This is a genomic window from Pseudobutyrivibrio sp. UC1225 (genome assembly GCF_900115215.1).
Taxonomy (GTDB): Bacteria; Bacillota; Clostridia; order Lachnospirales; family Lachnospiraceae; genus Pseudobutyrivibrio.
In genome coordinates this window covers 165,121-187,543 of record NZ_FOVQ01000002.1, presented here as the reverse complement: position 1 = coordinate 187,543, position 22,423 = coordinate 165,121, and the positions used below count along the sequence as shown (strand labels likewise).

Annotated in this window: 23 protein-coding genes; 1 reads left to right on the top strand and 22 read right to left on the bottom strand. The window is 37.7% G+C overall.

Annotated features, from left to right (window positions below; translation table 11 throughout):
* Positions 1-58 precede the first annotated feature (58 nt).
* The 18 genes from BMZ41_RS03805 to BMZ41_RS03715 form a co-directional block, all read right to left on the bottom strand.
* Positions 59-541 (bottom strand): GNAT family N-acetyltransferase, encoded by a 483-nt coding sequence (locus BMZ41_RS03805; RefSeq protein WP_090527014.1) that lies wholly within the window; start codon positions 539-541, stop codon positions 59-61.
* A gap of 91 nt (positions 542-632) precedes the next feature.
* Positions 633-1,430 carry a PDDEXK family nuclease gene (locus BMZ41_RS03800; RefSeq protein WP_143071319.1) on the bottom strand — a complete coding sequence of 266 codons (798 nt, stop codon included), beginning with the start codon at positions 1,428-1,430 and terminating at the stop codon, positions 633-635.
* A gap of 554 nt (positions 1,431-1,984) precedes the next feature.
* Entirely contained in the window at positions 1,985-3,091 is a 1,107-nt protein-coding gene (locus tag BMZ41_RS15795) for a GNAT family N-acetyltransferase (protein ID WP_242942006.1), read from the bottom strand.
* Between the two features lie 433 nt (positions 3,092-3,524).
* Positions 3,525-3,851 carry a MazG nucleotide pyrophosphohydrolase domain-containing protein gene (locus tag BMZ41_RS03785; RefSeq protein WP_090527011.1) on the bottom strand — a complete coding sequence of 109 codons (327 nt, stop codon included), beginning with the start codon at positions 3,849-3,851 and terminating at the stop codon, positions 3,525-3,527.
* A gap of 23 nt (positions 3,852-3,874) precedes the next feature.
* On the bottom strand, positions 3,875-4,348 hold the full coding sequence (locus BMZ41_RS03780) for a dihydrofolate reductase (protein WP_090527009.1): 474 nt from the start codon (positions 4,346-4,348) through the stop codon (positions 3,875-3,877).
* Positions 4,336-5,118, bottom strand: a complete 783-nt coding sequence (locus BMZ41_RS03775; RefSeq protein ID WP_090302700.1) for a class I SAM-dependent methyltransferase — start codon at positions 5,116-5,118, stop codon at positions 4,336-4,338. The genes BMZ41_RS03780 and BMZ41_RS03775 overlap by 13 nt, the downstream gene beginning before the upstream one ends.
* A gap of 115 nt (positions 5,119-5,233) precedes the next feature.
* Positions 5,234-5,716, bottom strand: coding sequence for a GNAT family N-acetyltransferase (locus BMZ41_RS03770; protein WP_090527007.1), 483 nt, complete (start codon positions 5,714-5,716; stop codon positions 5,234-5,236).
* A 269-nt stretch (positions 5,717-5,985) separates the two neighbouring features.
* Positions 5,986-6,921 (bottom strand): Abi family protein, encoded by a 936-nt coding sequence (locus BMZ41_RS03765; protein WP_090527003.1) that lies wholly within the window; start codon positions 6,919-6,921, stop codon positions 5,986-5,988.
* 131 nt (positions 6,922-7,052) lie between these two features.
* The gene (locus BMZ41_RS03760; RefSeq protein WP_090527000.1) at positions 7,053-7,553 is read right to left on the bottom strand and encodes a hypothetical protein; all 501 of its coding nucleotides are present in this window, start codon (positions 7,551-7,553) and stop codon (positions 7,053-7,055) included.
* Positions 7,554-8,065: 512 nt separating this feature from the next.
* Positions 8,066-8,692 (bottom strand): SAP domain-containing protein, encoded by a 627-nt coding sequence (locus tag BMZ41_RS03755; protein ID WP_090526998.1) that lies wholly within the window; start codon positions 8,690-8,692, stop codon positions 8,066-8,068.
* Between the two features lie 27 nt (positions 8,693-8,719).
* A complete protein-coding gene (locus BMZ41_RS03750) occupies positions 8,720-9,352 on the bottom strand; it encodes a GyrI-like domain-containing protein (protein WP_090526996.1) in 633 nt (210 codons plus the stop codon).
* Between the two features lie 189 nt (positions 9,353-9,541).
* Positions 9,542-10,678 carry a PDDEXK nuclease domain-containing protein gene (locus tag BMZ41_RS03745; protein ID WP_090526994.1) on the bottom strand — a complete coding sequence of 379 codons (1,137 nt, stop codon included), beginning with the start codon at positions 10,676-10,678 and terminating at the stop codon, positions 9,542-9,544.
* Between the two features lie 104 nt (positions 10,679-10,782).
* Entirely contained in the window at positions 10,783-11,859 is a 1,077-nt protein-coding gene (locus BMZ41_RS03740) for a plasmid recombination protein (RefSeq protein WP_090526992.1), read from the bottom strand.
* A 208-nt stretch (positions 11,860-12,067) separates the two neighbouring features.
* The gene (locus BMZ41_RS03735) at positions 12,068-12,310 is read right to left on the bottom strand and encodes a complexin-2 (RefSeq protein ID WP_090526990.1); all 243 of its coding nucleotides are present in this window, start codon (positions 12,308-12,310) and stop codon (positions 12,068-12,070) included.
* Between the two features lie 109 nt (positions 12,311-12,419).
* A complete protein-coding gene (locus BMZ41_RS03730; protein WP_242942005.1) occupies positions 12,420-13,574 on the bottom strand; it encodes an AAA family ATPase in 1,155 nt (384 codons plus the stop codon).
* The gene (locus tag BMZ41_RS15790) at positions 13,571-14,041 is read right to left on the bottom strand and encodes a plasmid mobilization protein (RefSeq protein ID WP_442960243.1); all 471 of its coding nucleotides are present in this window, start codon (positions 14,039-14,041) and stop codon (positions 13,571-13,573) included. Before BMZ41_RS15790 ends, BMZ41_RS03730 begins: the two co-directional genes overlap by 4 nt.
* A complete protein-coding gene (locus tag BMZ41_RS03720; protein ID WP_090526988.1) occupies positions 13,953-15,161 on the bottom strand; it encodes a site-specific integrase in 1,209 nt (402 codons plus the stop codon). The genes BMZ41_RS15790 and BMZ41_RS03720 overlap by 89 nt, the downstream gene beginning before the upstream one ends.
* Positions 15,162-15,359 (bottom strand): MarR family transcriptional regulator, encoded by a 198-nt coding sequence (locus BMZ41_RS03715; RefSeq protein WP_090008876.1) that lies wholly within the window; start codon positions 15,357-15,359, stop codon positions 15,162-15,164.
* A gap of 164 nt (positions 15,360-15,523) precedes the next feature.
* Here BMZ41_RS03715 and BMZ41_RS03710 point away from each other — a divergent pair, with 164 nt between their 5' ends.
* Positions 15,524-16,174: a helix-turn-helix domain-containing protein gene (locus BMZ41_RS03710; RefSeq protein ID WP_090526985.1), complete on the top strand. Its 651-nt coding sequence runs from the start codon at positions 15,524-15,526 to the stop codon at positions 16,172-16,174.
* A 339-nt stretch (positions 16,175-16,513) separates the two neighbouring features.
* On the opposite strand, the gene BMZ41_RS03705 is transcribed toward BMZ41_RS03710, so the two are convergent.
* The 4 genes from BMZ41_RS03705 to BMZ41_RS03690 all read right to left on the bottom strand — a co-directional run bounded on the left by BMZ41_RS03705 (position 16,514) and on the right by BMZ41_RS03690 (position 21,882).
* Positions 16,514-17,062 (bottom strand): type III toxin-antitoxin system ToxN/AbiQ family toxin, encoded by a 549-nt coding sequence (locus BMZ41_RS03705; RefSeq protein WP_090526983.1) that lies wholly within the window; start codon positions 17,060-17,062, stop codon positions 16,514-16,516.
* A gap of 265 nt (positions 17,063-17,327) precedes the next feature.
* Complete coding sequence (locus tag BMZ41_RS03700; RefSeq protein WP_177184149.1) at positions 17,328-18,245, bottom strand: class B sortase; 918 nt, start codon at positions 18,243-18,245, stop codon at positions 17,328-17,330.
* Positions 18,246-18,323: 78 nt separating this feature from the next.
* Entirely contained in the window at positions 18,324-20,003 is a 1,680-nt protein-coding gene (locus BMZ41_RS03695; protein WP_090526979.1) for a hypothetical protein, read from the bottom strand.
* A gap of 244 nt (positions 20,004-20,247) precedes the next feature.
* Positions 20,248-21,882 (bottom strand): methyl-accepting chemotaxis protein, encoded by a 1,635-nt coding sequence (locus tag BMZ41_RS03690; protein WP_090526977.1) that lies wholly within the window; start codon positions 21,880-21,882, stop codon positions 20,248-20,250.
* Between the last annotated feature and the right edge of the window lie 541 nt (positions 21,883-22,423).

Sequence of the window (22,423 nt, the reverse complement as noted above, 5' to 3'; positions counted from 1 at the left end):
TTCCCCAAACATCCACCGCACCTTATTTTTGCCAACCTTTGACGGAATATTCTTCCCTCTATATTTTTAAAACTGCTATAAGCTCTTCCCCATCCATATCCCCAGTCTCAACAAATCCATAGGATGCATACAGCTCTTTTGCGATTTGATTCTCTGGTTCATAGGATAACCAACAATATTCGGCTGGTCCACATGGACAAGTCTTAATGAAATTCAATGCGAGCTTTACTGCTTGCCTGCCATATCCTTTATGCTGATATTTTTTATCTATCATCAGTCGCCACAAATTGTAATTTCCTATGGCAATATCAGGTGCATCTTCCCAATAATCATCCTTATCAAATCCAATCATCAAAAATCCTATTGGGGTATCCCCCTCATAGATTCCAAATGGATAGGCATACCCATGCGCTGTTATAGCTGTGTATGCTTCAATGATACTTATCTCATTACTTGCTACAAAAGTCTTTTGAGAATCATCTACTGATAGTTTTAATATATCCCAAACATTTTTTCCGTTAATTTTCTCAAGTCTTAGCATTTTTCCCTCCAAACGCATCTAATACAAGGCATTCTTCTAAGTTCGCATTTTGAATTAGTATACTAAATCTTAAGTTTGTTGCATAGGCGACCTATAGTAAAAATTCCTTTATTTTCCGTTCTACAAGCTTTACATCAATAGGAATATCCTCTGATTCCATTGTAGTAATCAAGTTTTTGCCTAAAAGGTATCCATGCTTCTCGTAATTCTGTATCTTTTTAAAATTCTTTGTTGCATATTCTATGTCAGAAACAATACCCAAATGCTCCCAATACAAGGTCTTTCTTGTTCTAACATTTAAAGCCACAAAATCAGGATATACTGTGTTGTACCCCAACTCTAGCATTGGTTCATACTGATATGGTATCTTATATTTCTCCAATGTATCTGCAATTATCTTTTCGGATTTAGATCTAACCATATCGCCGCGATTGGTTTGATATATTCCATCTTCATGATATGTATTCTGTTGGCCTGGATGTGCTTCATACCATCTTTTGATAAAACAATCATCTGGTTCTATTACAGGAATTACCATACTCTTTCTAGCATCTGGCAATTTTTCATACAAAGCTTCAACTTCACATATATCATAATTTGAAATAAATCTATCGAGTCTATTTCTTAAATCTACTAACTTTTTATCTGTTGCAACTGCATAATCTCTTTGGATTAGTTTCTTTACAAGCTTAAGCTTCTCTTTACCAGCGTATTTACGCTTGCCAGTGTCCTTATCTATCAAATAATACTGATGACAACCTCGTACTGTTGAAGCTTTCACACCGAACTCAGGCAGATTCTTTAATCTAGCTAGATTCTTATTGTTAAGTGTTATCAATGATTCAATCTCTTTTAGTTGTGCCTCTAATTCACTCTTATAATTTCTCAACTCGTCCTCCATTTTCATTCATAACTCATCCCAAATAGTTATTTAACACATTTGGGATGCATAAAATAATTTTGATTTTTTGACTATGCATCCCAGCAATCAATTCTTCCTATTTAGGATGCATAAATTACGGCTTTTCGCCCTAATTTCATCATTATTCCCGGCTACTCTGATTGAAAATGCATCCCATAAGTCTTTTTATCTATTTAGGATGCATCAAATCTGATAGTCATGCATCCTGAATCATATTTTGTCTTCTTTGGGATGCATGGCCTAAATTTAGTATGCATCCCGAAATGCAACGTATCCCTTACAGGATGCATAACACATCAAAATCCTCAAATAAATCTAAAAAGTTCATCTTGGAATAATTGGCGAAATGAAAAGCTTTGCCATGATAGTGATAAATCTATATCACTTTTCAAACGATAGATAGTAATATAACGCGCATGAAATAAAATGTCAAGTCATATGATGACTGCATCCCCACAAAACAAAAAAGAGAGCCGAAATATTCGGCTCTCCTGAAGATATCTATTCAAATTGATTCATATTTACTTTATTTCCTTTGAATACAAGAAATCATCATCGCCACCGTAATTAGTAATCTCTTTTACGAAGGAATATCCAAAGTGTTCGTATAATCCAGCGTTTTCCCAAGGTGTAGGAATATAACTTCTTGTGAATCCCTGCTCCTTCAGATACTCATTGGCATAATCTATCAGCTTTCCACTTATTCTGTGTCCACGGAATTCTTCTGTCACAAACACACAGGATACCCAAGGATATAGTTCTGGCAAAGGATAATAATCCTCTTTCATGACAGAGGTCATTCCGATTATATTGCCTTTGACCTTTGCTACAAACATTGTCTCCCAATCAGAAAACTCCCAGTTTCTCACAAGGTTCGCGATATGCTCCTTTACTTCAATCCATGAACATCCCTCAATAAACTTCAATAAATCTTCTGCCAGCGGTGTACCTTTATCAACCTTTTGTATCTCAAAGTCCTCAGGTAAACACCATCCGAAATGCTTAGCAACAAGATTCGCTGTTTCCTCAACAGTTCTGTTTTCGTCACGCTCAAGCCAGAAGTAATCGCTGTTTTTGATGGAATTATAAGGACTGGCATTCAAAGAACATAGGGTTTCATTACAGTTTGCTTTTGCCGCGTCAGTATCAGTAGTACTTTCTAAAAATTCCTTAAAGCCCTGATGGTCTGGTCTATTGCAATACTCATCAACTATATCAACAGGCTCTCGAAGCATAAATGCTATCCTTGATGGATCAGTTAATTTCTTTGCCTGATCTAGTGTCAAATGGCAATCACAAATAACAGGCCCATTCTGAGATAATCTTATAAGATCCAATAGAACAAAATCCAACTGCTCCCTTGTGTTATCAAGTAACCACTGCCTGTACTCCTCTGGCTTCCTGCCAAAGAACTCATCTGCACTTCCAAATCTTTTATTCATGTTTGGCTGATGCTCTTTATCTGATAAAGCCTGATGAACTGGAAAATGCTCATCAATATCATAAACTGGAATACCAAACTTCTCGCCAAGTGCTTTTGAAACTGTTGTCTTGCCTCCGCAAGGTGTACCTGTAATAAAGTAAACGTTTCTTAAATACTCTTTTATTATATTGTCCTGAAATATCATTTCGATTCTCCTTATATAAATAGTTTTTTAGTTTCGAGTTGATCGAAGCATGAAACTATTCAATAAGTTTCATGCTGTTAGATATTTCTTAATCTTAAAAACATAACCATTTCATTTTCCTCCAATTTGTTATTTCATTAAAAAAGCCGTGCTACGAACTATACATTCATAGCACGACTATTTATTTGTACCACAAAACTAAATAATTGTCACGTTTTTCTCAGTATAAAGTTTATTGGTTATTCTAATTCGCAAATTTCAGATTGCTACCAACTGAAAAATGGCGATTTTGCATTAAAAATCAGTTCACTTCTGAACGGTTTGAATCAATCCAATACCTTTCCACAAGTTTTTATTGTCATTCTATTGTCACTCTGACAATGTGATTGTACCATAGCATACTTATTTTTCCCACAGTATTTTGGATAAATAATCACCAGCGGTTCATATTCTTCTCAAACTTGGTTGTATAAGATTCTTTCAGCTCTTCTGCCGTTATTCCATAGCAAAGAAGAACGTCATTATAGTACATAAGGACATCTGCCATCTCTTCAATAAGATGATTACGCTCAGGATTGTCTATATCAGCTGCTTGAGGGCCATGCTTCTTAACTATATCAATAACCTCTCCAACTTCTCCAATCATCCAAAGAAGCTTATTTTTACCGACTTCTGGAGAAATATGCTCCCATTTATCTTTGTACTTTTCCTGAAGTGCTTTCTGCATCTCAAGCATTTCATTTATTCCAAAATCTGACATTAATCTCCCTCCAGAAAACCTTATTATTTCTTTCTTCGATAAATCGTTCTAGTATATTTGATGGCATCTCCAAGAGTTTCACCAATTTCCTTTTCAAATTCTTCTGCGTTAAATTCAGGAAAAAACACATCTCCATTTTCAACTTCCAAATCAACCTCTGTGATATACATAACGTCAACAAAAGTCATCGCCTCTTTATACAATCCACAGCCTCCAGCAATATAAACATCCTTTCCCTTTGCCAGCTTTATTGCCTCTTTTACAGAATTTGCTGTTAGAACATTATCGCCATCAAACTTTTTTGTCCTAGACACAACTAGGGTCTCTCGATTTGGTAGAGGACCACCTATCTCTTCATAAGAACGCCTACCCATTACAACAACATTACCTGTAGTAAGCTCCTTAAACTGCATCTGCTCACCCTTTATTTTCCAAGGAATGGTGCCGTCTTTTCCAATAACATTATTTCTTGACCGTGCTACAATTAAGCCAACCATTTATCTGCGCCTTTCATATCTTTTTTTGCAATTACAGTAAACTCTCCCGGAAGTTTCTCGTTCTCCCATGAAGGATGCTCATCAAAACGCTTCAAAGTAAATCCGCTCCCGATGATAGAATTGATAATCTCGCTGATTGTGTACTTCCTGTAATGGCATTTAGGAATCTGCTTACGGATCTCCTCATCGTAAAATCTTGCGTGCGCCATCTCACCTTCAAAGATATCTGTTGAGAAATAACTCATGGTTGGCTGCTGCAGCCCAAGTACATCGGAAATCTTAGTAAATGGATGGAAGTCACTGCAGATCATCTTTCCACCGGGTTTAAGCAATCCGTTCATAACATTCATAAAAACATCTATATCGTGGAAATAATGAAGGATTCCACCCTCCATAAAGACAACATCAAAAAAGCCGGCATACTTGTCCATATCGATTTCCATGATATCACAAACTTCATAGCCAATGTTTACACCTGCAGCCTCAGCTGTTTCCATGGCATATTTCTTATTGGCTTCGGATATATCAAATACTGTAACCTCTGCTCCCAAAAGAGCCAGCGGAATTGCTTTCTTGCCGCAGGATCCGCAGATATTAGCTACCTTGACGCCTTCAAAAGAATCAAAGTAGTTCGCATACTGCTTTAGCATCTTCCTGGGGTTTTCTTTATCCTTTGATGCTCTTTCCTCCGGAGTCCCGGCGGTTCTTACCCAAAAATCATATGCATCAAACTCCCACGCCTTTTTATGTTGTAGACTATATTCGTTCAAAACGACCTTCCTCCTGCGGTTTATTCCTTCTACCAGCGGTTCATGTTCTTCTCACACTTCTCCAAACATCCACCGCACCTTATTTTTGCCAACCTTTGACGGAATATTCTTCCCTCTATATTTTTAAAACTGCTATAAGCTCTTCCCCATCCATATCCCCAGTCTCAACAAATCCATAGGATGCATACAGCTCTTTTGCGATTTGATTCTCTGGTTCATAGGATAGCCAGCAATATTCGGCTGGTCCACATGGATAGGTCTTAATGAAATTCAATGCGAGCTTTACTGCTTGCCTGCCATATCCTTTATGCTGATATTTTTTATCTATCATCAGTCGCCACAAATTGTAATTTCCTATGGCAATATCAGGTGCATCTTCCCAATAATCATCCTTATCAAATCCAATCATCAAAAATCCTACCGGAATATCACCATCATAGATTCCAAAGGGATAAGCATACCCATTGGCTGTAATAGCTGTGTATGCTTCAATGATACTTATCTCGTTACTAGCTACAAACTCCCTTTGTGAATTATTGACAGATAGTTTTAAAATGTTCCATACATTTTTACCATTTATTTTTTCTAGCCTTAACATTTCTTCCTCCCAATATTTCCCTAATTATTCTTCGTTTCCAGCTAAATTATGAACACGTTATGAAATGCAAAGCACCTGAAAAACATTCTAACAAATAGCACATACCTAAACAACAAAAACTGTAATACTGTCGCATATAAAGCAGGAGCTAAACCCATCTTTTTCCTCTGATATAAAATAACGGAAGCGTGACACGCTCCCGTTATAATAATCAACGAATAATGCTATTTAATTTAAAACCCCCGAATTCGGTGTTTTTAGAAATAGTGTTATTTCTTATATCTGGTTATCTTTTCCCAATTACTAGGGAATCCCATATAATTAAACAAATCTTTTTGTGTTAGATGTGGACATCCCTTATTGACCTTATCAATCAATGCTACAAGCTTTCTTTTAAATTCCTTGAATTCATCATCGGGAATTAAATATTTTAGTGCTATAACAACAGCAAATAAATCATGTTTACCATTAACATACGCCCCCTTTTTCCTAGCTATTCCCATCTTTTTATGGACATCAGTATCTGGTCCAGATAGCTTAGAATGGAACGTATACAATCTCTCACCATGAGCACAAACATTTCGACAACTTGCAATTATTCTTATAAACTGATGCAGTTCTGCCTCTGACACTTTCTCATAATTCTGACTTACCTTTGCTCTTACATCTGTAGTAACATATTGATACATAGCTGCCACATTACCGAATGTAATCGCATTCATTGCAACCCACAGAGGGACATTTCCATAGTTTTTCACATGATGAACAATATATGGATAATTGCTTGGTAAAGTTATAGCATTCTGCAGACAGTTCACAAGTTTATTAACACCAAGTGTATTATTTGGGGTATTGTTATAATTATTTGCATTCAAATACTGGATTTGATTATTGCCGTATTTTTCGCAAAAATGATAAGAGAGTAACGATTTAATCTGCCGTTCCACATGAAGAATGTATTTAAGGAATAATGACCTCATTTCTTCATCAAAATAATACAGATTTACTATCTCTTCAAAAGTAACCCCACGAAGATACTTTCCTGATGGCAAGTGTTTAAATGGCTGCTTGTATCCACCGATCAAGGAATAATAGCTTATTTCTTTTAATTTGTTTTCAGCATAAACCCTATCTTGGATTAACAAGTCTTTTTCTTTTTCAAGTTTATCCAATTGCTGCTGATATGTGTAAAACTCTTTAGCCACAAAAAGTTCCTCCGATACAAAAAAAAAGAGAGCTCACGCATGAACTCTCTGGGCTGTGGGCATCTCGAGTTTCCACAGCGCATCCACTACCTATAATATACAGGCATTCAGTTCATTTTTCAATATATTTTTTATCTTTCCTGCCCGTGTTCCTTATGCTTTCTCCTACGCTGAGCGTTCTGCTCATCAGCAATCCTTTGAGCTTCCATTAGTCTCTCCATAATACTAGTCTTCGTTTTATCGACCACTTTGGGACCGCGAGATTTAACCCACCAATCTTTAAACTTTTTAAAGGCTTCTGAAACCATTTTCCCAATCACTGACTTCGGATTATCATCTGAAGCAAGATTCAGGAACTCTTTCTGCATTTCAGACTCAGCCACCTTATCCACAGCTTCATTAACTATTTTTTCTGTCTCAGCTGAAATCTCATTCTTAACTTGTATTAGGCTGTCCTTTTCTTCTTCCAGCCTATCTATATCCTCCGATATTGCCTCATATTGCTGTTGTTTGGTACGAATATAAAACTCTTTGAACATATCATTATTACGTCCTTTTTCAATCGGCTTTAGGCATTCATCGCCAAAGATTTCTGGATGATTGCTGATTATACGCTCTGCATCTGCATGCATTATAGCTTGAAGATAATAATCTTATTCTTCCTCTACCCGAAGATGAAAAACCAACAGAATAAATAACCATACAAAAAAGCCGTAGCAAATGTATTGAATACATTCACTACGGCTCATTTTATGAACTGATTTATAGTTTGCTATTTACTCTAAAATAACACCAAATTTTCAAAGTGTATTGTCATTTTATTGTCACTACACTTCCATACACCTCTCAAAGCCTTGTAAATACTAGCTTTGCAAGAATGCTAGTATTATTCCATCTCGCAAATTTCAGATTGTTACCAACTGAAAAACAGCGATTTAACATTATAAATCAGTTCACTTCTGAACGGTTTGAATCAATCCAATACCTTTTCACAAGTTTTTATTGTCATTCTATTGTCACGTTGACAATGTGATTGTATCATAGTACGACAACTATTCAAATATCATTCTTCTATATTTGAAATAACTATAAATGCTATCTGTTTCCCACTTACCTTTTTATGGTAAACTAGCCTTTCCATTCTCTATATCACACTTGTATTCCTAACTATAGTATCCCTATATTTTTCTAGCAAATCGTGAGAATACTCCTTTTTCATATCAGACTCTCTAACAATTTTCCACAATGCCGCCGCTGCTTTTAAACGCTCACTAAATATCTTTGTCTCCTCATCTTCACAGAAATCTTTAACAAACTTGTTCCATTGTAAAGCGGATTTATCATAGGTAGCGTAAGTCTTCTTACCATTGTAAATATCTAGCAAATCTCCAAGAGTAAAGCTTTCATCACCACTTTCCTTAACAACCTTAGCCGTTTGAACCATATCAACATTGAACTTGAAGTTCTCTTCTCCTGTCTGCTGCTTAAAAAAATCTCTAAACCTATTTCCAAAAGTGAATCCACACGCAATCAATCCAGTATTTAATGTAAGTTCAGTCACAGTTGGCTTCCGTAATTTTATCGGCTTCTTCTTTTCAGGTAAAATGTTCTCCCCAGAAAAATATGCCTCTACCACTTTATTCAGTTCTATCTTACTGCCAGTAGCTTTTAATCCATGTGCCTTACAGATTTTAATAAGCTCGTCCCTATACCAATAATATTTACAAAATTCTGCATAGTCTTTAATGTCATCAAATTCCGGTCTCTTCATTCTTAACGTCCCTTTCAAGTATAAATATTATGCTTTTCTTATAGGATGCCTAATAACAGTTTTCCATTTTTCTGGAGCAACCTTTCTTGCATCCGACATATAAATTTCATGATGAAGTCTTTTATCAGTGAAATCATTAACATAGCCATTTTCATTTAAGTATGCATCCATAAGAGCAACCGTTGCTGGCTCATCATCGAATGGACCTAAATGCATAATCTGAACACACAATCCCTCATCAATTGTCAAGTACTCAGCAGCAGAACAATCTAACTTCTTCTTTTTCGTTGCAGTTTCAACAGCCCAAGTAAAGTCTTTCTCTGCAACGAAATCCGGTAATCTAATAACAGATATCCAATTGAAGGTTGATTTGTCAGTATAATCGACACCTTCTACTTCGTCCTGCCACCAAAAACCTTCTAGTGGCGGAACAACATATTCAAAGAAACCCTCAATCTTATAATCAGTTTTATAACTCATTTTTAACGTATATGCGATAGCATACAATACACTGATTGCTTTCTGATAGTCGCCATCCTCTTCATTAGGATTTCCTTTACCTCTAACCGCTATATAATTTGCCTTAGGCACATTAACAATCTCCGGTTTATTTTTAGGCATATAAAACTCTTTATATTCTTTTTTGAAATCAAATGCCATAATTATCCCCCTAACTTATTCTAGTTTCTTTCACTTTACACTTGAGAAACATTCTAACAAATAGCATGAGTCTAAACAACAAAAACAGTATATCTGTCGCGTATAAAGCACCTTGCACTCTATTACTTCTCCTTTGACTATGAAATAACGGAAGCGTGACACGCTCCCGTTAAATACAATCAAAAAAGCTTATTCATTTTCTGTATCAAGTAATCTCTTTAATTCTTCTATATCAGGAAGGGCTTTTCTAAGGTCCTCTGACATATCTCTAGATGTTTTATATGTTGCGACTCCCATTGGCTTTGAATAATCTTGTATTACGTAATCAACAAAAGACTTATTCATATCCTTACACAAAATCAGTCCAATAGCAGGATTCTCATGTGGCTTCTTTTCAAATCCATCAAGTACACTCAAATATCCCTGTAGTTGCCCTAGATATGAAGATTTAAACTTGCCTCTCTTGAGTTCCACTGCAACCAAACAGTTTAATTCCCTGTTAAAGAAAAGCAAATCAATATATTGATCTTCTCCAAACGCATCCAGATGATACTGGTTACCTATAAATGCAAAGTCTCTTCCAAATGTTAAAATGAAATTCTTAACATTATTTACTATTGCATTTTCTACAACTTTTTCGTCTATATCAGCTGAATCACGAATATCAATTTCTTCAACATTTATGTAATCAAGTAGATATTCATCTTTAAATGTATTAATTGCTTTAAACGCTTTTACTGCTGGACTTAATGTACTTGAAAAATTGTTAGACAAATTTCCTTGATGCTCAAAATCATTAGCTGCTATACTCCGCTTTAATTGTTCAAGTGAATACTTTTCGCTAGCACTTCTTTTAATATAAAATATTCGTTCATCATAACTTTTTACTTTTGAAATTATTAGCAAATGATTACTAAAACTAATTCCTAAAAAAGCTTCTACTGAAAATGATTCTAAATTTGGCAGACGGTTCTGCCAAATTTGAACATCAAAACCATAACTACTTTTGGCAGAAGCTTCTGCCAAATTATAGTTTTCGTTATTCGATGTATCTAGAGTTGACCATTCCTCATAGAAAACACGCATATTTCTGAGGTTTCGAGAAGAAAATCCTCGTAGTCCTGGTAATTCTCTTGTTAACTGTTCACTAATAGTATCAATAGCTCCCTGACCCCAAAATCCATTTCTTGAATTAAGTGATATATATTTTCCAATGCTAAAATAAAGCATTAACTGTTTTTCATTTGCAGATTTCGCAGCTTCATACTGACTTTGAAGTATTGCCGTCTTAATAAGCTGTACCGCATCTCTATATTTCTGATCCATACCAGTCCTCCAACGTATAAATCTTTCGCTAAAAACAAGCTGCAGAGCTTGTTTTACGGACTCTACAGCTATACTATCACAAGAACATTTGTTTGTCTATGTTTTTATCTTTCCTGCCCATGTTCCTTTGATTTGCTTCTTCGTTGAGCATTGTGCTCATCAGCAATTCTTTTTGCTTCCCTAAGACTGTCCATAATACTTGTTCTTGTTTTCTCAAACACTTTAGCACCGCGAGATTTAACCCACGGGTCTTTAAACATTTTAAAAACGTCTGAAATCATTTTCCCAATTGCTGATTTAGGGTTCTCATCTAAAGCAAGATGTAAAAATTCTTTCTGCATTTCAGATTCAGTCACCTTCTCTATTGCATCATTGACTATTTTTTCGGTCTCAACAGTAATCTCATTCTTTACTCTAATTAGACTATCTTTTTCATCTTCTAGCCTGCTTATATCTTCCGATATAGCCTCATACTGCTGTTGTTTGGTACGAATATAAAACTCTTTGGACATATCATTATTACGTCCTTTTTCAATCGGCTTTAGGCATTCATCGCCAAAGATTTCTGGATGATTGCTGATTATACGCTCTGCATCTGCATGCATTATAGCTTGAATATCAACCATTCTTTCTTTAGTAAACACTTTTGACTTAGCCACTTGTTTTCTCATGCCACGCTTATACCCAGTTGCTACAGGAACACCTACAACCTGCATATGTGGTGATGATTCGTCCAAGTGTATTACTGCTGATGCAACCTTAAATTCTGGAACAGCTTTCTTAAACGCTTCTAACTGTTCCGTTAAAAGAGGCGACATTTCTTTCCATTGCTCAATACTTTTCTGGCTCCAAAACTCCTTATCACCAATTTGTAAAATCACCTCAGCTGCCACATCAGATTTCTTGTTATCAGAAACGTACTTTAAATAATCTTTTATTTGTCTATCAGCTCTTTTGCCTTCGTTGTATTCCCTAAGTGGTTCTGAGAATTCTTCTTTATAAATGCGCTTAACATCATCAAGGATGCTTGTACCACTACCTTCTACAATTTCGATTAATGCTACATTGTATTCCTGCTGCTCTTTGTATAAGCGGAGATTATGCTTACTAACAGAGGAAACAGAATGAGTAGTGGTCAAAGCATGCTTTTGATTCGACAAATGACATGAACAAGATATCATGTAAATACTCCTTTCATTTGGCGAGCAAGCCGTCGGCAGACCCCTCGGAGAGCCCCCGGATAATGATACAACGTGTCATTATCCATAGGGGGTTACTCATAACGACACGTTATGAGGTAAGCTCGCTACGCTCGCCGAATCAATTTGTTTTTTCTTTTGCTTTTCATCACCGGAGCGTGCACGCTCCCGTCATACTCATCAAAGGAAATCACCATCTGAAGTTCTCAAATACTCCACGCTTATCTAAATACTCCTGACGTGCTTTTTCACGCTCTTCTTCTGTAGGAGCAGTCTTATATTTTTCATATAATTCGTGCATGATAATTTTGTCGATTTTCTTATTTAACCCATCAACAATCTTCTCGTGCGTATCTTCATCTGGAATCTCCAAAACGAATAAATAAACTAAATCCATGAATAGCTCATAAGGGATTTGAACTTGTTTTCCCATTGCTTCTATCCAGTTCCTTTCTATATTGAGTGACGGTAATGACGATAATGACGATATTCTATAGTGTAGAAAATACCGTCATAACCGTCATAATCGTCACAAGAAAACACTATTCTGATTCCACTAACTTCAGTGAAAATGGCTTTCTATCGCTGGTTCGCTGCATAGGTTCATAACAAACACCATATTCTTTATATAAATTGGTTCTATTCACATTAAGCCTTCGCGTCAGAACATTAGCTGGTATTAAATCTCCAAGTATAGGGACTGCTTCCATAAGTTCTGATGCTATCCCTTCCCAGTGCTTTTCATTCTTCAAGAAAATTGCAATAGCTTCCAATACTGGGTCTGCCTTGGGTTTAAAGATTTCATTTTCAGCTTTTGTCAACTTCCAAATACAAGTCTCTAAATCACGCTCTAATGTGAGCTGCTGGTCCTGCTGATCACGACCTGTAATGTCCAATATAGCTTCATTATCAGTGCGCTTTTTCTTATATAGGAAGAATGCTCCATCAGCTGCTCCTAATAATCCATTGGTACCTGAAATCATTTCAAAGCTATCTGAGGATTCAAGCTTTCTAGTGTGATGAACTATGAGAATACATAGACCGTTCTTATCACTAAACTCTTTAAACTTTGTTATGTTCTCATAATCATTAGCGTAGCTGTATTTTTCCTCACCTACTTCACGCACCTTTTGTAATGTGTCTACTATGATTAGCCTTGCATCGGGATACTCTCTGACAAATGCTTCTATTTGATTATCAAGTCCCTCTTTAATTGTTGCTGCACGAGTGGCAAGGAACAACTTATCTGTTTCCTCATCACCAAACATCATTGATAATCTCTGCTGTAACCTTGCATAATCGTCCTCTAATGCCAGATAAAGAACTGAACCTTGTCTTGTTGGATATTCCCACAATGGAGTTCCTGTAGCCACATGAAATGCAAGCTGCGCCATAAAGAATGATTTACCGACCTTAGGTGCCCCAACAAAAAGGTATGTTCCACAATTAAGCAATCCATCAATAATTGGCACTCTAGGTGGAAATGAGCTGTCATAAAGCTCTGTCATCGACATTACCTCTAAGCCTGCCAATCTAGTTCTAGAATCCTCCTCTATTCCGAGAATTTCCGGTGGCTTTGTATTGCCCACCACCATTTCATTTGTTATACTTTCCTTGAATTCTTTTTGGATTTGCTGCTCTTCAGTTGCGCCAACAACTGGGTTAAGAGCAGCTTTTTCTTTTGTTTCTTTTTTCAATTCTTATCCTCCTTCTCGTTTTTATTATCTATATCAATATGCCTTTTTATCCTGGCATCTGATACCCTTGGAACCTCTCTGTTTTCCCTTATTTTTTCTTCAAGTGCGATTTTCCTTTGAACTATTCTACTCTGGTCTATTGAGACTCCTTTTTCAAAAGCTTCCATAATCTGAAGAATCGTTCTTATCGGGGTAAGCAATTCTTCATCCATATCACTTGCCACACTTATCCTGGATAGTTCACTTTCTATATGTGTAAGTGACCTCCTAAATTGCAGTAACATCAATGGATTTCCCACAGCATAGACTTCATTATGAAGAACAGCTTCAACAATATAATCTTGCTTTATCTGATAGCCCATCAACTTAACCCTTTCATTAAGCTCTGCTTCTTCCTCCGGTGACAACCGAAAAGCGATTGTACGGTTTCGCCATCTGTTCTTTTCGTCTTTCTTTTTCTCTGACATCGATAATATCCGCCTTTCCACGCTTTACATCAGGCTCGAATCCTACCATTGAAGCACGCTCCCTATTAAGGTCGACTGCCATATCACTTTGTATAGATGGAAATAAATGAGCATATCGATAGGTGATGGCAATTGCTTCATGTCCAACTCTATCGCCAATAGCCAGCGCCGAATATCCCATATTGATAAGCAAACTAACATGACTATGACGAAGATCATGAATTCTTATTCTCTTTACACCGGTGAGTCGCACTCCCCGGTCCATTTCATGATGAAGGAAGCTCTTTGATATTTCGAAAATCCTATCATTGTCCTCAATGCCGTAAAGCCTTGTCAGATAGTCTTTAACTTCCTCTGCTAAAAACTCTGGCATATAAATCACTCTGTTACTTTTTGGCGTTTTGGGGCTCGTAATAACATTCTTCCCCTGAAGCCTTTGAAATGATTTATTAATGCGAAGCTTACAATTTTCAAAATCAAAATCTGCAGGAGTTAATGCCAGAAGCTCCCCCAGGCGAATACCGCACCAATACAAAATCTCAAACGCTATATATGACTCTTCCTTATCTGCAACTGCTTCGATAAATGTTTGATACTCCTCCTGCGTCCAAAACAACATCTCCTTATGTTCTTCAATTCCCATATTGCCAGCTCTTCGTGCCATATTCACCTTTAGTCCATACATATTACATGCATGATTAAGAATCGCACTAAGCTGATTATGAATAGTCTTTAAGTAGGTCTTAGAATACTTCTTGCCTGTTTTTGTTTGCTGGTTCATAATCTCATTCTGCCACTGTAAAACATCTGAAGTCTTTATTTCCGAAACCTTCTTGTTCCCAAAATATGGCAGTATCTTATTCTCGATGATGTACTCTTTTGTAAGCCAGGTATTATACTTAACCCTTGGCTTCTTATCCCTGATGTATATTTCAACAAAATCCTTGAAATACATATCTAGATTTTCATCTTGCTGAAGATGGAATGAACGTTCCCAGGCAATGGCATCCGACTTCTTCTCAAATCCTCGTTTCGTCTTTTGTTTACGAACACCAGTGAAGTCTTTATAGTACGTCCTTACCTCCCACTTCCCTGATTTCTCATTCTTACTTACAGACAACTAAACCACCTCTTTCTCATGAGTGACACCGTAGTAGCTTTCTTCAAAGTATTTACGGCTAACCCTACCATGAACTGTATGAAATCCTTTGGCTTCCAGTTCACGATTAAGTTCTCTGATGATTCTGTAAGCCATTCCATCAGACACTCCTAAAACTTCCATGATTTCTGCTGCTCTCATAAATGATTTCTGTTCCATTTCTTATCCTCCTTTTCTGCACCGTTCACTTTTGAACTGTTTTGTTATTTTGAATTCTAACCGTTCATTTCTGAACTGTCAATACTTTCTCAGAAAAACATTTCATTTCTGAACGGTTAGTGATATACTCATTTCAGAAACGAACGGAAGGGAGCCATAGAAAAATGAAATACCACGACGAATTCAACAGCAGCCGAATGAGAAACACTCTAGGCGGAAACATTCGCAAATATAGAATGCTTCGCGGTTGGACACAAAAAGAGCTTGCTGAACAAACGAATAAAAGTGAATCCGCTATTCGTAACTATGAATTAGGAAACAGAGTACCAGATCAAGAAACTGTAGAATCAATATCTCAGGCACTTTCTTTAAAATCCGATTACCTTTATGCTCCGAATCCTGAAAATTGCAGTTCAGCCTTCAATATACTGCAGCGATTCGAATCGTTATACGGTTTAGTTCCTAAAATGGTTGATGGTGATTTACACCTAGTCTTTGTACCACCATCTGAAGATTCCAATGTGGCTAATCCTATTGATAAATATGTACTGAAGCAAAATCTTTTACGTTGGTGTCAAATAAGGGACTCTTTCAAATCCGGGGAATATTCCGAAGATGATTATTACACCTGGTTACTATCTGACGGCGTCGTTAAGAATGCATTTTCTGATTTTAAAGGCTATCCTCTACCACTCGAAGATAAAATTGAAAATGAGAAAACACGACGCGGTTGGGGACTCTATCCATCACCTGTATATGATGAAGATAATAATCTTATTCTTCCTCTACCCGAAGATGAAAAACCAACAGAATAAATAACCATACAAAAAAGCCGTAGCAAATGTATTGAATACATTCACTACGGCTCATTTTATGAACTGATTTATAGTTTGCTATTTACTCTAAAATAACACCATATTTTCAAAGTGTATTGTCATTTTATTGTCACTACACTTCCATACAACTCTCAAAGCCTTGTAAATACTGGCTTTGCAAGAATGCTGGTATTATTCAAGCTCTATACCGACTACTATATATTGAGTCTATAGAGTCTAATTTTCAGCACATATGGTATATCTTTTCTAATTATTCCATGTCGTCCACAACTTTTTTGAAGTTTTGGTAGACATTTTATAGACGTAAATTCTCTACTTTTAATCTTTCTTAAGTAGTTTGTCCAGTAGTGTTTCAAGTTTATCAAACTTGGAACTTCTCTTTACAAGATTATGATTTTTGTCTGGATGATTCACAACCATATCGTATACCTTGTTGGCACGATTCTCAATTGTGTCAATATGACTTCTGCACCACTTTATCTGCTTTTGCATAAGTCGCTTTTTAGCTGCAATATCCGGTTTATCATTGCTTAGAACTGCAAGATTCACCTTCTTGATATAACGATCATCGACTGGAATCATATTGTTGATATTAAGAACGCCAATCAGTTTGAACTGGCCATTTTCATCTCTTCGCTCTTCATCAAATACTTTGATAAAATCCACTTGGCTCTTCTTATTCTTAAATTTATCCTTTGGAGATGTGATGGGAATACAATATTTGCGACCATTCATAAGTACTACAACGCCTACAAACGGACGATTTTGCTTTCCTCTCTGTGGTGAAATAGACATCACATTATCATCGGTATGTGACAAATCTCTTATGTATTTTAAATCAATATAATATAAATCTAGCTTCTTCATAATAATCCTTAAACATAACAACGGGCTGCGTCAGAAGATGCAGCCCGTAATATTCCTTCTTTGCCGGTAGGGTTCCCGTCTTTTATAGTTCCCATTTATTTTATATGGTAGGGCTCCCATCTGATAAAGCTCCCATTTATTTTATATGGTAGGGTTCCCATCTGATAAAGTTCCCATTTCGCTTGGCAAGGAAACCAATCACATCTTATAGATGTACTTAAATAATAAACTGGACCGTCTAAAATGTCAAGATATTCGTGTTTTTTCAAGGGCTCCACATATGCTCATCTACCCTCACAGCGCTTACCGTAAAGCGCACATCTGAATCATAGGAACAAGTAGACAATGTAACAATATGAGTCTCATCTTCAATATCTATATCCGCATCTACATAGCTTCCTTGGCATATAGTATTCTCAACAAAATCCTTAAAGTCATCATCCACGTAATTCCATGTGGTATAGATTCCACCGGTAAGAGTCCCGACATCCTTATAGGCAAAGATTTCATAGCGATAAGCACCTGACTCTGTAATCAGCTGGAAATATCTGTGATTCTCGAAATAGTCCTCTTCTGTCTTATAGAATTTCAATTTCCCGAACATGGAGAGATTTCGCATATTATGACCGTAGATTAGCGTGTGCGCATCTGATAAATCAGGGCTATTATTTCCGTCAATATAAATGGAACCTGCTGTCTCCTCTTCCTTCAGATAATTTCTCCGCAGATAATAATCATCACCGGAATACAAAAGCGGATAACTGATACTTTCCTCATCCTCAAAATAAATCCAGCCAACAATGTCCTCGTTCTGCTCCTTTAAGCCTGCAAAATCCACATCTATGTCATGATACCAGGCATTAGGGTCATCCTCAAGCTCAGTCTCCACATCACCGTCTGTCTTTGTAACCATTTCTGATTCATCCGACATACTTGCAGTATCTGCTGACCCTGATGTATATTCTTCCTGCAACGCCTGTATTTCCTGCTCTTGCTTAATCTCTTCACTATGAAGATTAACTATCTTTACGATACTGACTACAGCCACTATTACAAGAACAACGCACACAAGAGCAATTGCTGCATCCTTTTTATTAAGAGCAATTACTTCTGTCAGCTTCCAAAATTTCTTTCCTATCTGCTTTATATTGTTTTTTAACAATTTCAATCTGTCTTTTTTCATGCCGCCTATATAACAAATGGCCATGCCGTTTTGGGGCACAGCCATTTGAGTGATTACCATTTATTTTTTCTTAATTAATTAGTTTTCCTTCTTCTTTGAAAGCCCCAAAAATCCAAGTCCGCCAAAAGAAGCTATAAGAAGCAGATACCATACTCTGATATCATTTGGATCTCCGGTCTTTGGTGCAGTAGACTGTGTGCTATTGCTACTATTCGACGAACTACTATTTGAAGTTGTGCCGCTATTACTTGATGAAGCCGGATCTTTGTATGCTAAAGCATATGTTGAAAACTTATCTGTTTCAAATGTAAATACATGTGTATTTTCATCGTAAGTGCCTGCGATAGCTGTAGCCACACCATCATGTACACGTATGATTTCAAAGGTTCTTCCACTCTTCCACAAGCTTTCAGGTATAACGATACTTGCCTTTACTTTTCCGTTGGTCTCGGTCACTTTTGTAGCATCGTTACCTCCAACCTTCTTAAACAGGTTAATATCAAGATAAAGCCCAACTGTATAATCACCAGATTTATCTTGAATTAAGCTTTTATCCGTTTTGGATACAGAAGCACTCATATCCTGAATATCAAGCCACACATTCACGCCCTGTGCTACTTCTGCATCTGTAAGGGATAAAAGGGTGGTCAGGTTACTATTATTTTCAATCTTTGTTCCGAAAGGATTGCTTTCTGCTGTTGCAGCAGCTGTACCTGTAATATCGTTTACAGAGCCTGTGCTGATAGCAACATCATCATATGGAACCTTTGCACTTGTATCCGTGTTTGTATTCGTATTATCAGAAGAACCGCTTGAAGTTCCTCCACTAGTATTTCCGCTATCAGATGATCCTCCAGATGAATCTGCCACATATGTATAAGTATAGGTTACGTTACTTGAAATTGCTGTGTCGGTACTCGGAGTCACATCCCAACTACCGGCCTTATAACCATCATTAGGCTTTGTTCCTACAGCCGGAATCTGTTCTGTAGTAAGTTTTAGTGTATCTCCCTCATTTCCAGTGAGAGTTACAATCTTGTCTGCTGTGGTTCCATCATCCCAAGAACCATTTACAACCTTAAAGGTAACTGTCTGAGAGATAGATTGTTGTTCTGTAAATGTATAAGTAAAGGTTGTGTCTGCACTTATTGTTGCAGTTGAAGGGTCAGTATCCCATGAACCTCCTGTATAGCCTGAATTTGCCTCCATGCCTGTAGGTACTCTTGCAGGTTTTCCTCCACTTGCAACAGTCTCTGTCTTGTCTGCTGTCGAAGTGCCATCCCAAGTGCCGTTTACCACCTTATAAGTTACCGTGTAATTCGTTACACTTTTCTCAAAAGGATTCGTACTTTTTCCGGTAAACGTAATCGTATTACCTTCACTATCAGTTCCCACAAAAGATGTAATATAATTGTCATTGTCTAATACTAAATAATAAGTAGGAGTCCACCCGTTAAAAGCTACGTAATATTTGCCTTCGCTTGAGTCGTATGTAAGACTTGCGGCATTATAAGTTTGATATTGTCCATTATTGTTTGGATCCGCATAATCAAGTCTCAGCACTCCAGAAAGAACAGAAATATAAGTGCCGCTTGAAGAAGTACGAAAAACGGTACGATTCCCAACTGCTCTTACAAGATCATCCAGCGTTAAATCAGTATCCACTGCATACGCTGTTAAACTTGTCCACGGCATCAATCCCAGCACCAATACCAGGCTGAGTATAATGCCCAATACTTTTTTCATCTTATTTTTCATAAGCTTTGCTCTCCTTTGTTTTTCATTTGAATAATCAAACTTGTTGATGGGGAACCTTCTTGATGGTTTTAATTGATGGGCGTGATTGATGGGTAGATATTTAGTGCGTTTTATATCGCATTTTCGTTTAATTAACACAAAAAGTAAAAAAGACCCCCTGCTCGATTTTGGGAATCAAAGCAGAGGGTGTTTTTTGTGTAGTTAAGAGCTTAACTTAATAGCATTGCTTTTTTATGTTGTAATATCAGTCCTTGAAGAACTCCATCTCCTTATTGAGCTGTTCTGCGATAAGTTTAAGGTCATTTGCGGAACCTGCAAGGGTTGTTACCGTTGCTGAGAGTTCTTCCATGGATGCGCCGGTTTCTTCGCTTGATGCGGCGTTTTCCTCAGAGATAGCACTTAGAGCTGCCATGACATCTACTACTGCGTTCTTAGATGTATCGCACTGCTCTGCTCCTGCTGATATATCCCCTACGCCTGTCACGGTGTTGTTGATATCATCTATCATGTTGTCAATAGACTGGATCGTCTCGCCAAGGCTGGTCTGCTGTTCAAGGTTGGCTTCTTTAACGTGATGTGCTGCTTCAACGGCGGCTTTTGCTTCGTCAAGGAGCTGTTCCATCTCCTGCCTTATATCATCAGCCATATGCTTAGAGTCTTCAGCAAGCTTTCCGATCTCCTCTGCAACAACTGCAAAGCCCTTTCCTGCTTCGCCTGCTCTTGCAGCTTCGATTGAAGCATTAAGCGAAAGAAGGTTTGTCTGTGTGGCGATTGAGGTAATGCCTTCCACTTTGCCCGATATATTATCTACCGCATCCTGTGTTCTCTGAATAGTGTCTGATATCTCATCTATCTTTGTTGTCATCTCGGAGGACGAACTCTGAAGCTCTGACAGCGACCTTGATGAAATTTCTGAACCTTCCTTCATCTTGCCCGCAAGACCTTCGAGGGTCTGAGTGGAGTTCTGTACATTACCTACTGCGTCGCCGATCTGCCCGACGTTCTCAGAAGCACTCTGTATCTCATCTGCCTGCTGGGTGGCTCCTGATGCTATCTCCTGCACTGCATTTGCAACGTCAACTGCGGTCTGCGAGATCTGCTCTGCCATGTCGGAAAGCTCTGTTGACGAGCTTCCAACAGATGCTGCGCTGCTCCTTATGCCTTCCACGATTCCAGATAATGTATCGATAAGAGCGTTGGTGCTTACGATTGCTTCTCCTATCTCGTCGCCCCTATCTGTGTACTTATCCGTCTTCCTAAATTCACCATTGGCAAGGTGATTAACCGAGTTATTAAGGGCTCTTACTGCTTTTGACATCTTTGACGAGGCAAGGTATGCAACAATGACCGCTATTGCCATAAGAAGGAGCGTTATAACGAGCATTGTCACGATGGACTTATTTATCTGTGACTGCACGGCTTCTCTTGATACTCCCGTAAATGCCATAGCCGTTACCTTGCCATTGGTCTCAACGGGGACATATGCTACGAAATAAGGCTTTCCTGCAACCTGAGTATTCGTGGACGTATAAGTATTACCGTTATCAATAACTTCCCTGATCACTGCATCTACCGCTGTCGTCCCGATAACTGATGCCCCAAGGGATGAGTTCTTTCTGGTGTCATTGTCAAACCATGTGAAGTCATAGCCAGTGTTTGATTTAAGGGCCGACTCGATATCGTTATCACCTGCCTGTCTGTAGGTTACGCTTGACCCTATATCCCTATAAGTATATGCTGAAGATAAAAGACCTTTAAGGACTTCTTCTTCCATTCCGCTCTTCATGAACGTAACGCCCATAATAAGGAGTATTGCTCCTATAAGGAGCGAGGGGATTACCGCTATCGCAAGGATTTTTTGTTTGATTGAGATTTTCATTGTTAGATACCTTCCTTTCGTGTTATGGTTTCTATTTTTCACCGTTGAACGCCATGAGAAATGTCATGTGATGCAACTTTTGAATACTGATTTGTGCTAAGAGAGCGGTGGACTTCATTTAATATCGTTCCATCTGCAACGTTTTTGTCATCAAACTGCCTTAGTATGAGGTCTTTATACAGATGGTCGCCATTCTTTGTTGCCTGGAGCCGCGCCGTATTATATACCTCTTTCAGTTCTTTTAATTCTTCGTGTTTTTGGGCGGCCTGCCCTAAGATATATTTATCTTCTTTAGGGCTTTTGGCACCGTGCCACTTAAACTTATACTCAAAGAAGTTTTTTAAGTCCTGCTCTTCTTTGTGTTCAGCCGATTTTATATGTACAAGCTGTTGCCCCCATGTCTTTGCAAGTTTCGTGGTCTTTTCGAAGTCTTTGGCGCTCTGTATGGGCGCGTGCTGCGTATAATCGCAAAGTCTTTTAATATCGGATAATCGAAGTTATTGAGGGTTTACCTTCGTGAGGGTCGTGATTGAAGGTTTTA

What these genes read in the sequence shown, in the direction of transcription:
- BMZ41_RS03805 (WP_090527014.1), bottom strand. Translation starts at nt 541, where the DNA reads ATGCTAAGACTTGAGAAAATTAACGGAAAAAATGTTTGGGATATATTA.
- BMZ41_RS15795 (WP_242942006.1), bottom strand. Translation starts at nt 3,091, where the DNA reads ATGATATTTCAGGACAATATAATAAAAGAGTATTTAAGAAACGTTTAC.
- BMZ41_RS03785 (WP_090527011.1), bottom strand. Translation starts at nt 3,851, where the DNA reads ATGTCAGATTTTGGAATAAATGAAATGCTTGAGATGCAGAAAGCACTT.
- BMZ41_RS03780 (WP_090527009.1), bottom strand. Translation starts at nt 4,348, where the DNA reads ATGGTTGGCTTAATTGTAGCACGGTCAAGAAATAATGTTATTGGAAAA.
- BMZ41_RS03770 (WP_090527007.1), bottom strand. Translation starts at nt 5,716, where the DNA reads ATGTTAAGGCTAGAAAAAATAAATGGTAAAAATGTATGGAACATTTTA.
- BMZ41_RS03760 (WP_090527000.1), bottom strand. Translation starts at nt 7,553, where the DNA reads ATGCATGCAGATGCAGAGCGTATAATCAGCAATCATCCAGAAATCTTT.
- BMZ41_RS03755 (WP_090526998.1), bottom strand. Translation starts at nt 8,692, where the DNA reads ATGAAGAGACCGGAATTTGATGACATTAAAGACTATGCAGAATTTTGT.
- BMZ41_RS03750 (WP_090526996.1), bottom strand. Translation starts at nt 9,352, where the DNA reads ATGGCATTTGATTTCAAAAAAGAATATAAAGAGTTTTATATGCCTAAA.
- BMZ41_RS03745 (WP_090526994.1), bottom strand. Translation starts at nt 10,678, where the DNA reads ATGGATCAGAAATATAGAGATGCGGTACAGCTTATTAAGACGGCAATA.
- BMZ41_RS03740 (WP_090526992.1), bottom strand. Translation starts at nt 11,859, where the DNA reads ATGATATCTTGTTCATGTCATTTGTCGAATCAAAAGCATGCTTTGACC.
- BMZ41_RS03735 (WP_090526990.1), bottom strand. Translation starts at nt 12,310, where the DNA reads ATGGGAAAACAAGTTCAAATCCCTTATGAGCTATTCATGGATTTAGTT.
- BMZ41_RS15790 (WP_442960243.1), bottom strand. Translation starts at nt 14,041, where the DNA reads ATGTCAGAGAAAAAGAAAGACGAAAAGAACAGATGGCGAAACCGTACA.
- BMZ41_RS03715 (WP_090008876.1), bottom strand. Translation starts at nt 15,359, where the DNA reads ATGGAACAGAAATCATTTATGAGAGCAGCAGAAATCATGGAAGTTTTA.
- BMZ41_RS03710 (WP_090526985.1), top strand. Translation starts at nt 15,524, where the DNA reads ATGAAATACCACGACGAATTCAACAGCAGCCGAATGAGAAACACTCTA.
- BMZ41_RS03705 (WP_090526983.1), bottom strand. Translation starts at nt 17,062, where the DNA reads ATGAAGAAGCTAGATTTATATTATATTGATTTAAAATACATAAGAGAT.
- BMZ41_RS03700 (WP_177184149.1), bottom strand. Translation starts at nt 18,245, where the DNA reads ATGAAAAAAGACAGATTGAAATTGTTAAAAAACAATATAAAGCAGATA.
- BMZ41_RS03695 (WP_090526979.1), bottom strand. Translation starts at nt 20,003, where the DNA reads ATGAAAAATAAGATGAAAAAAGTATTGGGCATTATACTCAGCCTGGTA.
- BMZ41_RS03690 (WP_090526977.1), bottom strand. Translation starts at nt 21,882, where the DNA reads ATGAAAATCTCAATCAAACAAAAAATCCTTGCGATAGCGGTAATCCCC.